This window comes from Poseidonocella pacifica, assembly GCF_900111875.1.
Taxonomy (GTDB): Bacteria; Pseudomonadota; Alphaproteobacteria; order Rhodobacterales; family Rhodobacteraceae; genus Poseidonocella; species Poseidonocella pacifica.
In genome coordinates, this window is record NZ_FOJU01000001.1 from 648661 (window position 1) to 663111 (window position 14451).

Here is a 14451-nt window from a genome sequence, read left to right on the forward strand (position 1 = left end):
TCGCCACCGACACGGCACAGGCCCAACCCAAGCCAAGACCCGAAAAACAGGGTCGGACATAACGACTGGACCTGCGACCGCGATACGCGGCGAACTGGACCCGGCGCCAACGATAGGGACGACAAGATGAGTGACCAGAGCCAAGGCGGCAAGCTGAATCAGGCGGAGCTCGATGAGCTTGTAGCCTCCAGCGACACGGGCGGGCGCAGTCCCTCTGGCCCAGTCGGGGCGTTTATCCTCGTGGTGGCGCTGATATGGTCGCTGTTCCAGCTCTGGATCGCATCGCCGATCCCCTTCATGGTCGGCTGGGGCGTCTTCAACGACACCGAGGCGCGGTCCATCCACCTCGCTTTTGCGCTGTTCCTCGCCTTCGCCGCCTATCCCGCGGTTCGATCTCCGGTCCAGCTTGTGCTGGCCATCGGCGTTCCCGCGCTTCTGACATTCCTCTTTATCTACGGCTCCAAGGAAGGGGTTCCCGTCTGGTGGATTCCGCTTCCCGGCATCGTTCTGGTGGGGGCGATCCTGCTCGGCTCCCCCAAGGATCGCATCCCGCCGTGGGAGTGGGCCCTTGCCATCATCGGGGCCTGCGCCGCGCTCTATCTCTATGTTTTCTATGACGGAATTGCAAACCGCGTCGGCGCGCCAATCCTACAGGATTACGTGGTCGCCGTGATCGGCCTGCTGATCCTGCTGGAGGCAACGCGCCGCTCGCTTGGTCCGGCCTTGATGATCGTCGCGACGCTCTTTCTCGCCTATACGTTCCTTGGACCGCTCATGCCGGGGATCATCGCGCACAAGGGCAACAACCTGTCCGAAGTCGTCAATCACCAGTGGATCACCACGGAGGGTGTGTTCGGCATCGCCCTTGGCGTTTCGACCTCCTTCGTCTTCCTCTTCGTTCTCTTCGGCTCGCTGCTCGATAAGGCGGGGGCGGGCAACTACTTCATTCAGGTCGCCTTCTCGCTCATGGGGCACATGCGCGGCGGCCCGGCCAAGGCGGCGGTCGTCTCCTCGGCGATGACCGGTCTCATCTCGGGCTCTTCCATCGCCAACGTGGTGACCACCGGCACTTTCACAATCCCGCTGATGAAACGCGTGGGCTTCTCCTCCGAGAAGGCTGGCGCGGTCGAGGTGGCCTCTTCGGTCAATGGCCAGATCATGCCGCCCGTGATGGGCGCCGCGGCCTTCCTCATGGTCGAATACGTGGGCATCCCCTATTTCGACGTGGTCAAACACGCCTTTGTACCGGCCGTCATCTCCTACATCGCGCTGGTCTACATCGTGCACCTTGAGGCGATGAAAGCGGGCCTTGAGGGTCTGCCCCGGTCCTACACGCCCAAGCCCATCGTCCAGCGGCTCATCGGCATCGCTTTTGCGATCATCGTGATCTGTGTCGTGTCCTTCGCGGTCTATTACCTGATGGGATGGATCCGTCCGGCCTTTGGCTCTTCGGCGGGATATGTTGTCTTTGCCCTGCTGATCGCGGTCTATCTCGGGCTGCTCTGGATCGCTTCCCGCGAAACCGCGCTCGAGATGGAAGACCCCAACGCGCCGGTCAAGGAATTGTCGCCTCCGGGCCCTGTTGTCCGGACCGGCCTGCACTTCATCCTGCCGGTCGTGGTGCTGGTCTGGGCGCTGATGGTCGATCGTCTCAGCCCCGGCCTCTCGGCCTTCTGGGCCTCCGCCTTCATGATCTTCATCCTCGTGACACAGCGCCCGATCCTCGCGGTGATGCGCGGCGTCGGTGATACCGGCACCGCGTTCCGGGGGGGGCTCATCGACCTGCTCGACGGGCTTGTTTCCGGCGCGCGCAACATGATCGGGATCGGCATCGCCACGGCGACCGCCGGCATCATCGTCGGCGCCGTGTCCCAGACCGGGGTTGGCTCCGCGCTTGCGGATGTGGTGGAGGTGCTCTCCGGCGGCAACATCATGGCGATTCTCGTGCTGACGGCGATCCTGTCGCTGATCCTCGGCATGGGCCTGCCCACGACGGCAAACTATATCGTCGTCTCCGCGCTTCTCGCCCCGGTCATCGTGACATTGGGCCAGCAGAACGGCCTGATCGTGCCTCTCATCGCCGTACACCTCTTTGTCTTCTACTTCGGCATCATGGCGGATGTGACGCCGCCGGTCGGGCTTGCCTCCTTCGCGGCGGCGGCTGTTTCGGGGGGTGATCCCATCCGCACCGGTGTCGTGGCGTTCTTCTACTCGCTGCGGACTGCCGCGCTGCCGTTCCTCTTCATCTTCAACACAGAGCTTCTGCTGATCGGGGTGAATTGGTTCCAGGGCATTTTCGTCTTCATAGTGGCGACGGTGGCGATGCTGCTCTTTGCGGCCGCGACCCAAGGGTGGTTCCTGACGCGCAACCGGTTCTATGAAACGCTCGCGCTGTTGCTCGTGGCCTTTACGCTCTTCCGTCCGGGCTTCTGGATGGACATGGTCGCGCCGCCCTATGACGTGATGCAACCGGCCCAGATCGAAGAGGCCATCATGATCGCGGACCCCGGCGAAACCCTGCGCCTACAGGTCAGCGGGCTCAACGCCATCGGGGAGCCGGTCAGCTTCACCGCGCTACTGCCCGTCGAGCAGGGAGAGACCGGGGAAGAGCGATTGCTCAATGCGGGGGTCGAGACGATCATGAATGGCGATGCGGTCGTGATCGACAACGTGGCCTTCGGCTCCGTCGCCGCAGAGGCCGGGTTGGATTGGGATCAGACCATCGAAGAGGTCAAGGTGCCCAAGGACGCGCCGTCGAAATACTGGATGTTCATCCCCGCATTGCTGGTGCTGGCCGGTGTCATCATGCTCCAGCGGGGGCGCGCCGGGCGGCACGTCCCGCAAACGGCTTGAAGGAGGGACGAGGATGTTCAACAAGATTTTGGTGCCCATCGACCTGAACCAGCCTGACAGTTGGGAAAAGGTTCTGCCCGCGGTCGACGCGCTCGCCGGTCCCGAGGGGGAGGTTCACCTGCTCGCGGTGCTGCACGATCTCGGCTCCGCCATGGTCGGCAGCTATCTTCCCGACGGGTTTGAGCGGCACGCGGTAGAAACCGCCACCGCGCAGCTTGAGGCCTTTGTCGCCGAGCATTTCCCGAACAGGAGCAACGTCACGCCGCACCTGTCGCACGGGCATGTGCCGGAGGTGGTGCTCGCCACGGCCAAGAAGATCGGGGCCGATCTGATCGCCATGGCCTCGCATCCGCCCGACGGGTTTCGCACGTTCTTCGTGGGGTCCTATGCCGACAAGATCGTCCACCACGCGCCGATGCCGGTGCTGGTGATGCGCTAGGTTCAGAAGAACTCGATATCGTCCTCTGGGGGCTTCGGCTTCGGGACGGAGATTTCTTCGCGGATCTGATTGGAGGTGAGGCGCTGCTGCGCCTTGCCGCTCGTGGGCCAGAACCGGATTTCCCGCGCCATGCGCCCGCCGGTATCCGAGCTGTCCACCGGAATACCCTCTGCGGCCAGAAACGCTCGGACAAACTCGGCATTCTTGAGCCCGATACCCGAGGCATGGCTCAGCATCTGAGAGCCGCCAAAGATCTTGGCCCGCAAGGATGATTTGCGCGCCCCGAGTTTCAGCAGATCGTTGATCAAAAGCTCCATCGCGTTGACGCCATGCGCCGCCGAGGTCCGGTCGGTCGAGGGGTTCGCGGGCAGGATGATGTGGTTCAATCCACCGACACCGCGATCAGGATCCCACAGACAGGCAGAGACGCAAGACCCCAGTGTGGTCGCGATCACCACATCCGTATCACCGGAGACAGCAAGATCCCCTTGTCGGACATAGACAGTCTTGGGGCGCGTATCCGGCATGTTGATCATCTGGCTGGCTCCCCTGGGTGCGTCGGCTAGAGGCCACCCTAGGGAGGAAAGGGTGAATCTCGCGTAAAGGAGCAGCCGAAAATCTGGGCAAGATCCGCGCGGCCTAGCCCCCGGTATGGCTCATGTGGCGCGAAACGCGGCCATCCACCGTCTGGCGCGAATAGTCGAAATCGTGCCCCTTGGGCTTGAGCCGGATCGCGGCACGGATCGCCTCTTCGAGCGGCGCATCGTCATGAGGAAAGTTGCGCAAGGCAGGGCGCAGATCGGCCATGTCCTCTTGCCCCAAACACATGAAAAGCTCCCCGGTACAGGTCAGCCGGACACGGTTGCAGCTTTCACAGAAATTATGCGTAAGCGGCGTGATGAACCCGATTTTCTGGCCCGTCTCCTCCAGCCGCACATAGCGCGCCGGCCCGCCCGTCCGTTCGCTCAGTTCGGTCAGCGTATAGTGTTGCCGTAAGGTGCCGCGCAGATCTTCCAGCGACCAGTATTGCCCGATGCGGCTTTCGTTGCCGATATCGCCCATGGGCATCACTTCGATCCAGGTCAGATCCATGTCCCGCGCGGCGCACCATTCGGTGATGGAGAAAAGCTCATCTTCGTTGAAGCCTTTCAGCGCCACGGCGTTCAACTTGACCCGAAGCCCGGCCTTTTGCGCCGCATCGATTCCCTTGAGCACCTGTGGCAACCGGCCCCAGCGGGTGACTTCGGCGAATTTCTCCTCGTCGAGCGTGTCGAGCGAGACATTCACCCGGCGCACCCCGGCAGCATAGAGATCGTCGGCAAAGCGCGAAAGCTGCGAGCCATTGGTGGTCAGCGTCAATTCCTTGAGCGCGCCGCTCTCGAGATGGCGGCTCATCGCGTCGAAGAAAGTCATGATCCCGCGCCGCACCAGAGGTTCCCCCCCGGTAATCCGCAGCTTCTGGACCCCCATCCGCACAAAGGCCGAACACATCCGGTCAAGCTCTTCGAGGGTCAGCAATTCCTTCTTGGGCAAGAAGGTCATGTTCTCTGACATGCAATAAACGCAGCGGAAATCGCAGCGGTCCGTGACGGAGACGCGGAGATAATCGATGGCGCGTGCGAACGGGTCAATGAGGGGTGCTGTCATGGGACTCAAACTAGGGCTTCACGAGAGCGGGAACAAGCCCGGACCGCGATTGCCGGGGCGGGCAGGGCGCACTAGATTGCGCCGCATGAACAGATATCTATGGCTCACGCTCCCGCTCATCCTCTCCTCCTGCACGGCGGCGATGACCCCGCAAACAGCAGTGATGCCCCGCGCCGAGATGCCCAAATCCGATGTGCCGCCTCCGCCGGAGACGGCCCGGACCGTCGCGGAATACGACACCACCAGTTCGGAGCAACGCGCCAAGGCCAAGGCGGGCGGCGGCGGGGCGACCTCGCTGGGGCGCACGATTGCCTCCCTCGGCAGCCCCTCTGTCCCCGGCATCTGGATGAAAACCCCGCTTGTGTCCTCCATCCAGCAGGGGGCCGTGCTCTATCCCCAAACCGGAGAGCGTGTGCGGTTGGAATTGCGCCCCGCAGGCACGGAAGCGGGCGCGGGCAGCCAGCTTTCGCTTGCGGCGATGCGGCTTCTTGGCGCGCCGCTCACCGGATTGCCGGAGGTGGAGGTCTTCGCCGACTAGCTCCAGTCGGAGAGGTTGCGCAGCGACATGACCGCCACCGCGATCATGCCCAGCACCGCCAGAATGCCCACAAGCACCGATCCGCCGGTGAGGTTCTGTACCAGCACCCCGATCAGCGCCCAGATGACGGCCGCGCCATAAAACGGCGCGCGCTTGGTGGTGGTAAGAAAGGTGCCCGCGATCGTCACCGCGATGACCAGCGCCACCAGCGCCCAGATCACCTGACCCGCCCCGAGCCAGCCGAAACCCGCCGCCACCAGCCCGAGCGCCACGCAGGATGCCGCCGTGAGCCACCCGGCATAAAGCGCCAACGGCACTTCGCAAAGCCACGGGTTCCCACGCGGCGCGCGCGCCAGCGCCACCAGCGCCGCGCCGAGCATGATCCAGATCATCACCGTGGCCAGCGCCACCGAGACCTGCGCCACCGGTATCCACGCGGCCCCAACACCGAGCGAGACGATCAGCGGCCAGCGCATCGCGTCCCACTCCCGGTCCTGTGCCCGGCGGAGCAGCCCGAACACCGCCGAGACGCCCAGCCAGATATAGATCAGCCCCCAGATCGAAAAGGCATAGCCCGCCGGCTGTACCGGGGGATCGACCTGTGGAATGGGGAATTGATCGGGGGTGAACCCGTTGAACCCGGAGGTGAGAAGCGGGGAGCACATGAAGGCGAGCGTGGCCGCGACCACGAGGATCGCCTTCATGCGGGATGTGTCGGTCTTGTTGTCCATGTGCCAAATATGGCGCGCGCCGTGGCTCAGACCAGAGTGCCCTCGACCGAGAGCGTCGTTTTGCCGCCAAGATAGGGGGCAAGAACCTCCGGCAGCGTGACCGACCCGTCTTCCTGCTGGCCATTCTCCAACACCGCGATGAGGCAGCGGCCGACCGCAAGGCCCGATCCGTTCAGCGTATGGAGGAACTGTGGCTTGCCACCATCGGCGGGCTTGAATCGCGCATTCATCCGGCGCGCCTGAAAATCGCCCGTGGTGGAGACGGAGGAAATCTCGCGATAGGTGTTCTGCCCCGGCAACCACGCTTCGATGTCATAGGTGCGCTTCGCGCCAAAACCCATGTCGCCGGTGCACAGGATCACAGTGCGATAGGGAATGCCCAGCGTCTCCAGAATCCCTTCGGCACAGCGCAGCATCCGCTTTTGCTCCGCATCCGACTCCTCGGGTTTGGTGATGGAGACCATTTCGACCTTTTCGAACTGGTGCTGGCGCAGCATCCCGGAGGTGTCGCGCCCCGCGCTGCCCGCCTCGGAGCGGAAGCAGAGCGTGTGGCTCGTGTAGCGGCGCGGCAGATAGCTTTCGTCCACCGTATGCCCCGCGACGATATTGGTCAGCGTGACCTCGGAGGTCGGGATCAGCCACATGCCCTCGCGGGTCTGATAGCTGTCCTCGGCGAATTTCGGCAGTTGCCCGGTGCCCAGCATGGTCTCATCGCGCACCAGAACCGGCGTGTTGACCTCGGTCAGCCCGTTTTCCGTCACATGCGTATCGAGCATGAATTGCGCAAGCGCCCGGTGCAGCCGTGCGACCCCGCCGGACATCAAAACAAACCGGCTGCCCGACAGCTTGGCGGCGGTTTCAAAATCCATGCCATCCTGCACGGCGGCCAGCTCAAAGTGCTCTTTCGGGGTGAAGTCAAAGCGGCGCGGCTCCCCCCAACGGTTCACCTCGACATTGTTCGCCTCATCCGCGCCATCGGGCACGTCATCGGCGGGCAGGTTCGCGATCCGCATCAGCGCGTCGTTGAGCTTGGCGTCAAGCTCCTTGGCCTCCGTCTGCATCGCGGCGACCTCGGCCTTTTTCTCGGCGACCAGCCCGCGCAACCGTTCGAATTCCGCCTCGTCGCCGCTGGCCTTGGCCCGGCCGATTTCCTTGGAGGCGCGGTTCTGTTCGGCCTGCGCGGTTTCGGCGGCGTGGATCTTGGCCCGGCGCGCCTCGTCGAGCGCGAGCAACTCGGCAGAGACGGGCGCATCGCCCCGACGGGCCAGGGCCGCGTCAAACGCTTCGGGTGCCTCGCGGATTGCGCGGATGTCATGCATGGGTCTTGTCCCTCGCTCGCTCATGAATCGACTGTCGGGGCGTTATGCCCGACTTTTTCGCCAATCGTAAGCGAGCGATGCGAAAGCCCGGCCCCCTGTTGCCCCGCTGCCGGGGCCAAATCGGGCGGCGACCCCCTGTATGCCGCAGGTGGCATACGGGAGTCATACCAATGTCATACAAAAGTCATACCCGCTTTTCAGCAGGTTAGCCCCGGCGGCGGCGGCGTCCGCCCGTCCGTCCGGCCCGCGCGCCTTCGGGCGCACCGGCGATCTTGTTGAATTGAATCCACGCCGCGCCATGCGGGTCGTTGTTGGTCAAAAGGTTGGCCGCGCGGATCGCCTCCATCTCCTTGCCGGGGCGATAAGACGTGCTGCCCAAACCAAAAAGCTGGCACAAGGTCTCATCATCAAGATCCTCCGGCAGGACGATCCCCGCCGCCTCAGCCGCCGCGCGTTTCTCCGCGATCCTGGAGGGCGGAACGGGCAGGGCGCAGGGGTTCATGATCGCAGACGTCATCCCCGCCGCCATCGCCATGGGCAAGAAGGCGTTGTTGATCCCATGACGGTTCGGCAGACCAAATGACACGTTTGAGGCCCCGCAGGTCGTGTTTACGCCCAATTCTTCGCGCAAACGGCGCACAAGGGCGAATACCTGAAGGCCCGCCGTGGCCATCGCACCGATCGGCATGACCAGCGGATCGACCACGATATCATGGGCCGGAATACCGAAATCCGCCGCCCGCTCCACGATCCGCTTTGCAACGGCAAAGCGCACATCGGGATCTTCGGAAATGCCGGTATCGTCGTTGGAAATCGCGACCACAGGCACGTTGTATTTCTTGACCAGCGGCAGGACATATTCCAACCGCTCCTCCTCGCCGGTCACGGAATTCACCAGCGGCCGGCCCTCAGCGGCCTCCAGCCCGGCTTCGAGCGCGGCAGGAACGGAACTGTCGATACACAGCGGCACATCCACCAATCCCTGTACCAGTTCGATGAGCGCTGTCATCAGCGGCGGTTCGGTCTCGTTGGGGTTGGGATTGGAGTTGTAGACAACCCCGGCATTCACGTCGAGCACGTTGGCCCCGGCGGCAACCTGCGCGACCGCGTCCCGCTCCACCGTGCTGTAATCCCCGGCCTCAAGCTGGGCGGCGAGCGCCTTGCGCCCCGTGGGGTTGATACGCTCTCCAATGACGCAGAACGGCTCGTCAAAGCCCAGAACGGCGGTCTTGGTCTTGGATTCCACGACAGTGCGGGTCATGCGGCTGCTCCTTTGAATTGGGTTAGGATCTCCGGCAGGGCGGGATCATCGAAATCGGAAATGACATGGTGCGCCCCGGCCTCTCGCAGCCGGTCCGGCGCAAGCGAAGAGGTAAGCCCGATCACACGGCACCCCGCGCTTCGCGCTGCACGCAAGCCCGAGGGGCTATCCTCAAAGGCAATCGCGCGATGGGGTTTGACGCCAAGTTGCTCGGCACCAATGCGGTAAGGGTCCGGATGCGGTTTGCCGCGCGGGCATTCCTCGCCGATCACGACGACCTCGAACCGGGCGCGTTCACCGATGGCGTCAAGCATGGCCTCGGCGTTGGGGCGCATGGCATTGGTCACCACGCCCATGCGCCAGCCCTCGTTCATCCGCGCCTCAAGAAAGGACTTCAGCCCCGGCATAGGCGGGTAGGGACGGGGCAGGCGGCGCCGAAATTCAGCTTCCTTTTCCTCCGACAGGCCCTGAAGATCAGGCTGATCAGGCAGGAATTCCCGAAAGAAATCAATGTTCAGACGGCCATGTACATGACGCATGTAGAATTGCTCATCCACCTCAATGCCATACGGCGCCATCATGTCGGTGAAGACCGCCATGTGGATCGGATCAGTGTCGAGCATGGTGCCGTCGAGATCGAAGAGAAGCGCGCGATCTTCAGCCATTGGCGGGTACTCCGTGCGGTCCGGCATGAGCCTTCGTCCACTCGGACGCGGCCCGCAGACCGCCGAGCGGAAAGACATGGACCCGGGCGATGTTGAAATCGGGATGCGCTGCCTTGTGCCGTGCAAGCGCGGCGAGGAAGTCGGTCGGCTCATAGGGCAACAACAGCTTGGAGACATCCCCCGCGCGTCGCTGAAGCACCGAGAGTGACGGTCCAACCCCGCAGGCAATGGCGAAGCGTATGAGCGTCTGGAGCTTGGCCGGCCCTGCGATCCCGATATGGATGGGCAACCCGATCCCGGCCTGCTCGACCGAGTGCGCCCAAGTTATGATCGGCTCGGGGTCGAAGGAAAACTGCGTCACGATTGCCATCTGCGCATCGGTGCGCTCCGCAAAGGCGGCTTTCCATTTGAGGGCGGTCTCGACATTGGCCGTACCGCCGTTCGGGTCGATGTCGCGATTGCCCTCCGGGTGCCCGGCCACATGCAGACGGGTGAAACCGGCCTCGTCGAAAAGCCCCGTTTCAATCATGGCGATCGAACTGTCGAACAGTCCCGCAGGCTCCCGCGCGCCGCCCGCAAGCAGCAATCCCTGCTCAACGCCGGCCTCTCCCTGATAGCGTGCGATCATCTCCCGCAGGGTCGCCCGGTCGGGGATGAGGCGCGCCGGGAAGTGCGGCATGGGGCGGAACCCTTCACGCGACAGGCGCGCAGCGGTGGCGACCATGTCCTCGAACTCGGTGCCCTCGATATGGGCGATGTACACGCGGGTTCCGGTAGGAAGCAGGTCGCGGAAATCGTCGATCTTCTCCGCGGTGCGCGGCATGCATTCGATCGAGAAATCTTCGAGAAAGGCGGGCAGGTCCACATCGGACGGGGCGGCTTGCGACCCAGACGTGCCGAGCGCGGACCGGAAGCGATCAAACAGGTTCAAGAGTTCAGGCCCGCCCGTCATTGTCGATCAGGCTGCGCAGGCGCTCCGCGTCGAATTCCGCCTCCAGCCGGGCCGCCTCGGCCTCGACCACCTCGGTTGGCTCCCCATCGACCGTATAGGGTGCGCCCTTGCGCCATTCGGCAAGATAGGCGTCGGTGTCCCGCGCGCCGCCCTTCATCGCGGCCCGGTCAATCGCTTGTTCGAAACGCTCGTGCAAGGCGCGCTTGGTGCCGCGACGCCCCTTTCCAACGATCACCTGCGCGGGGATGTCGCGCCAGTAGACGATTGTGACCTCGGGCATGGGGGTTCTCCTTGCTACACTCTCGCCTGCATATGCCACCCAAACGCCTTTGCGCGTTCTGTTTTCGACAGGTGTGGCGCGACGAGCGACCTCTGCTTAGAGGCTTAGCCGATCACCGGGACGGGTGCCATGGGCGGCTGCCGCAAAAATCCTCATGACGATTATCACCCCGCCGCAACGACTTCGATCCAGACGGGGCGGTGATCGGAGGCGATATGCGCAGGTCGCATGGTGTGTACCCCAAGCCCGGAAACCCGCAGCAACGAACATGTCGCAAACCGGTCCAGCGGACCCATGGGGCGGGCTGCGGGAAAGCTGCGCCCCGGGGTATGGAGGCGGAACGGCGTGCCCGCCATGAGCGGCGTGTCGCGCCGCCATTCGTTGAAATCCCCGGCGATGACAGTGGGCATGGAGGGCAACTCGGCAAGGTGACGGGAGATCTCATGAATCTGCAGCTGACGCCATCGGCGCACCAATCCCAGATGCACGCCGACGATCCGAAGCGGTCCCGCACGCGTATCGAGCTCCGCCATGACGGCCCCGCGCGGCTCCAATCCCGGAAGGCCAAGGCGATCTTGGCGTCGGACCGTCGTGCCGCCACGCAGGAGGATCGCATTGCCGTGCCAGCCTAGGGAAAGGTGATGCCCGCCAAACTGCACCCCGCGCCAGCCCGCCGCGCGCAGCATGTCAAAGGGCAAGGCGGAGGGCCGCGGCGCGATCCGCCGGTCCACTTCCTGCAACACGGCGATTTCCGCGCGGCTGTGCTCCAGCACGTCGAGTATACGGTCGGGTCGCCTTCGCATGTCGTGGCCGACGCATTTCTGTACGTTATAGCTCACGATGCGAAGCGGCTGGGTCATCTCAGGTTCCGCAGAAGGTAGCCTCGATCTCCTCCTCGGGCGTAGGTGCGCTGGCGAGGGCAGGATCATCGGGGTCCGTGTAGGGAGATTGCAACGCACTCATCAGCGCATGGAACGGCGCCATGTCGCCCTCGACGGCCGCTTCGATCATCGCCTCAATTCGGTGGTTGCGGGGGATCACGGCCGGGTTCGCGGCACGCATGCGCTCAATGGGGGCGTCCTCTCCCTTGATGCGCGATTGCCAAAGCTCATGCCACGCGTCGAGTGCTGCCGGGTCGGTGAACTGCTCCCGCAGGGTTCCTTCAGACAGGCTGCGGAAGGTGTTGGTGAAATCCGCGTCCTGATTGGCCATGAGGGTCAGCAAATCCGTGACCAGCCGCGCATCCCCGTCCTGCGGCTCGGCGATCCCGAGCTTTGCGCAAAACACCTGTTCCCACGCTGTTCGGATCTGGTCGGCCATTCCGTGAACTGCGCGGGTATAGCCTTCGAGGGCGCTGTCCCGGTCGTCTTCCAGCACTAGCAGTGCGGTGGCGAGTTGCGCCATGTTCCACACCAGAATGTCCGGTTGGTTCTCATAGGCATAGCGGCCGCCCCGGTCGATGGAGGAAAAGGTCCGCGCCGGGTGAAAGCCATCCATAAAGGCGCAAGGTCCATAGTCGATCGTCTCGCCTGAAATCGAGGTGTTGTCGGTGTTCATCACCCCGTGAATGAAGCCAACACCCATCCATTTCGCCACAAGTTGAGATTGCCGCGCGATAACGGATTCGAGCAGGCCAAGCGGGCCTTCGGCCTTCGGGGCGTGGCGCGCGATGGCATAGTCGGTGAGGGCGCGAAGGCTGTCACGGTCATCCCGAGCGGCAAAATACTGGAACGTGCCCACCCGGATGTGGCTGGCGGCAACGCGGGTCAGAACAGCGCCGGGCATTGGACCCTGCTCGCGCAGAATTTGCTCGCCCGTCGCCACGGCGGCAAGGGCACGGGTGGTCGGGATCCCAAGCGCGTGCATCGCCTCGCTCACGACATATTCGCGCAAGACCGGCCCCATCCACGCGCGCCCATCCCCCATGCGGGAAAACGGCGTGCGCCCGGACCCTTTCAGTTGGATATCCCGGCGCTGTCCCGCCCGGTCGACGACCTCGCCCAGCAGAATTGCGCGCCCGTCTCCAAGCTGCGGATTGAAGGTACCGAACTGATGCCCGGCATAGACCTGTGCGATCGGTTCGGCCCCGTCAGGCACACGGTTGCCGGCGAAAATCTCCGCCATGGCATCGTCATCCGCGCGGGCTATTCCCAACTCCTCCGCCAGACCATCGTTGAACGCCAGCAGTCTTGAGGTGGAAACCGGCGTCGGAACCGTCCGGGAAAAGAGGTTTTCCGGGAGGCGGGCGAAACTGTTGTCGAAGGGAATGTGCAGGGTCATGCCTCTTTAGGTAGAGCGAACGGACGCACACATCAAAGGGGATCGTTCAACGAAGCGTGCGCGCCATGTGAATGCTGCTCTCACGTTTGCGAAATCCGCAGCGACGGTACAGTTTGAAGGCAATCTCGTTCTCGGCTTCGACATCGAGGTTCAGCGCCTTTATCCCGTTCTCACGCAAGGCCATCGCCAACGCGTTGAGCGCTTCGGTCGCCATGCCCCGGCCCCGAACCTTTTCGCGGATGAAGAGCGCGTCAACCCGGCCATCAAGCCCGCCTGCGGCAACTGACCAGCCAAAGCTGATGGACACATAGCCAACCGGCGCGCGGCGCGGGCCAATAAGCCAGATCGCGCCATGCGGGCTGCCCTCCAGCAGGGGATCGACCGCCTCTGCTTGTTCGGCGGGGTCATTGGCCTGGCCGATTTCGGCGTGAAACGCGGCCACGAGCGGAAGGAGCCGATCACGATCTTCGGCGCCAGCGAGGTGAAGGAGGCGGCTCATAGGCGGGCCAACCTCTCTGTCAGCAGGGCAAAGAACCCTTCGGCGTCGATCTGGCCCATGAAGGTTGCGTTTGGCGCGCGATCGGTAACGCCCCACCAATCCGCCACCGTCATGCCAAGCGTAAGCTGGCTGCGGGTTTCGATCTCCACATTGATGAAGCGGCCTTCGAAAAGCTCCGGCTGGAGCAAATAGGCGATCACGCAAGGATCATGCAGCGGTGCCCCGTCGGAGCCGTATTTCTCCTTGTCGAAGCGCTCGAAGAAATCGGTCATCTCTGCCACGGCAACGCCAACGGGTGTGCCGAGCGCGCGGAAAGCGTCATTTCGGGCCGTGGTCACAAGAGCCTTGTGTGTCACGTCGAGGGGCATCACCGTGATGGGAACACCGGCGCCAAAAACGATCTCGGCGGCTTCTGGATCGACATAGATATTGAACTCAGCCGCCGGGGTGATGTTGCCCACTTCGAAATAGGCTCCGCCCATCAAGACGATCTCCTGAATCCGGGTGGCGATGTCTGGCGCTTTCATAAGCGCCGTCGCGATGTTCGTGAGCGGGCCGAGGGGGCAGAGCGTCACGCTGCGGGCTGGCTCCCGGCGGAGCGTGTCGATGATGAACTCCACCGCACCGCGATCCTGCATCGCCATGGTCGGTTCAGGCAAATCAGGTCCATCAAGACCCGTACGGCCATGCACGTGTTCGGCGGTGACGAGGGAGCGTTCGAGCGGGGCATCGCATCCGGCGAAAACCGGAATGTCGCGTCGATCCGCCAATTCGCAGATGATGCGGGCATTGCGCGCGGTCAACTCCAGCGGCACGTTGCCCGCCACGGCCGTGAGGCCCAGAACCTCAATCTCGTCAGGGCTGGCCAGCGCCAGCAAGATGGCAACCGCGTCGTCCTGTCCGGGATCCGTGTCGATGATGATTTTACGTGGCGCCATGGCGTTGCCCTTCGTGATTGGGGCCCGTGTGGCCCGCGGCCTGTCTGAC

Annotated in this window: 15 protein-coding genes; 3 read left to right on the plus strand and 12 right to left on the minus strand. The window is 63.7% G+C overall.

The genetic code is table 11. From position 1 onward, the window contains the following. Positions 1-126: 126 nt before the first annotated feature. Together BM234_RS03090 and BM234_RS03095 are read left to right on the plus strand one after the other, a co-directional pair. Positions 127-2853 (plus strand): TRAP transporter permease, encoded by a 2727-nt coding sequence (locus tag BM234_RS03090; protein ID WP_092060499.1) that lies wholly within the window; start codon positions 127-129, stop codon positions 2851-2853. Positions 2854-2866: 13 nt separating this feature from the next. Further along, a complete protein-coding gene (locus BM234_RS03095) occupies positions 2867-3292 on the plus strand; it encodes a universal stress protein (protein WP_092060501.1) in 426 nt (141 codons plus the stop codon). A gap of 2 nt (positions 3293-3294) precedes the next feature. Here BM234_RS03095 and BM234_RS03100 read toward each other — a convergent pair whose 3' ends face one another. Together BM234_RS03100 and moaA are read right to left on the minus strand one after the other, a co-directional pair. Then, positions 3295-3828: a chemotaxis protein CheD gene (locus BM234_RS03100; RefSeq protein WP_092060503.1), complete on the minus strand. Its 534-nt coding sequence runs from the start codon at positions 3826-3828 to the stop codon at positions 3295-3297. A 103-nt stretch (positions 3829-3931) separates the two neighbouring features. Next, positions 3932-4939 (minus strand): GTP 3',8-cyclase MoaA, encoded by a 1008-nt coding sequence (gene moaA, locus BM234_RS03105; RefSeq protein WP_092060505.1) that lies wholly within the window; start codon positions 4937-4939, stop codon positions 3932-3934. An 85-nt stretch (positions 4940-5024) separates the two neighbouring features. Here moaA and BM234_RS03110 point away from each other — a divergent pair, with 85 nt between their 5' ends. Next, entirely contained in the window at positions 5025-5477 is a 453-nt protein-coding gene (locus tag BM234_RS03110) for a D-galactarate dehydratase (RefSeq protein WP_175501184.1), read from the plus strand. Here BM234_RS03110 and BM234_RS03115 read toward each other — a convergent pair. From BM234_RS03115 to BM234_RS03160, 10 genes are all read right to left on the minus strand, one after another. Further along, entirely contained in the window at positions 5474-6208 is a 735-nt protein-coding gene (locus BM234_RS03115) for a hypothetical protein (protein WP_245752460.1), read from the minus strand. The two genes, BM234_RS03110 and BM234_RS03115, sit on opposite strands and share 4 nt — an antisense overlap. A 26-nt stretch (positions 6209-6234) precedes the next feature. Continuing rightward, positions 6235-7527, minus strand: a complete 1293-nt coding sequence (gene serS / locus BM234_RS03120) for a serine--tRNA ligase (protein WP_092060506.1) — start codon at positions 7525-7527, stop codon at positions 6235-6237. A gap of 205 nt (positions 7528-7732) precedes the next feature. After that, positions 7733-8788, minus strand: a complete 1056-nt coding sequence (locus tag BM234_RS03125; RefSeq protein ID WP_092060507.1) for a dihydropteroate synthase — start codon at positions 8786-8788, stop codon at positions 7733-7735. Next, the gene (locus BM234_RS03130) at positions 8785-9453 is read right to left on the minus strand and encodes an HAD family hydrolase (RefSeq protein ID WP_092060509.1); all 669 of its coding nucleotides are present in this window, start codon (positions 9451-9453) and stop codon (positions 8785-8787) included. The genes BM234_RS03125 and BM234_RS03130 overlap by 4 nt, the downstream gene beginning before the upstream one ends. Next, a complete protein-coding gene (locus tag BM234_RS03135; RefSeq protein ID WP_245752462.1) occupies positions 9446-10405 on the minus strand; it encodes a methylenetetrahydrofolate reductase in 960 nt (319 codons plus the stop codon). Before BM234_RS03135 ends, BM234_RS03130 begins: the two co-directional genes overlap by 8 nt. Then, positions 10389-10685 carry a virulence factor gene (locus tag BM234_RS03140; protein ID WP_092060511.1) on the minus strand — a complete coding sequence of 99 codons (297 nt, stop codon included), beginning with the start codon at positions 10683-10685 and terminating at the stop codon, positions 10389-10391. The genes BM234_RS03135 and BM234_RS03140 overlap by 17 nt, the downstream gene beginning before the upstream one ends. A 164-nt stretch (positions 10686-10849) precedes the next feature. Then, complete coding sequence (locus tag BM234_RS03145; RefSeq protein WP_092060513.1) at positions 10850-11545, minus strand: endonuclease/exonuclease/phosphatase family protein; 696 nt, start codon at positions 11543-11545, stop codon at positions 10850-10852. Between the two features lies 1 nt (position 11546). Next, positions 11547-12965: a protein adenylyltransferase SelO gene (locus BM234_RS03150; protein ID WP_092060515.1), complete on the minus strand. Its 1419-nt coding sequence runs from the start codon at positions 12963-12965 to the stop codon at positions 11547-11549. Between the two features lie 46 nt (positions 12966-13011). Beyond that, a complete protein-coding gene (locus tag BM234_RS03155) occupies positions 13012-13464 on the minus strand; it encodes a GNAT family N-acetyltransferase (protein ID WP_092060516.1) in 453 nt (150 codons plus the stop codon). Further along, complete coding sequence (locus BM234_RS03160; RefSeq protein WP_092060518.1) at positions 13461-14402, minus strand: nucleoside hydrolase; 942 nt, start codon at positions 14400-14402, stop codon at positions 13461-13463. Before BM234_RS03160 ends, BM234_RS03155 begins: the two co-directional genes overlap by 4 nt. Between the last annotated feature and the right edge of the window lie 49 nt (positions 14403-14451).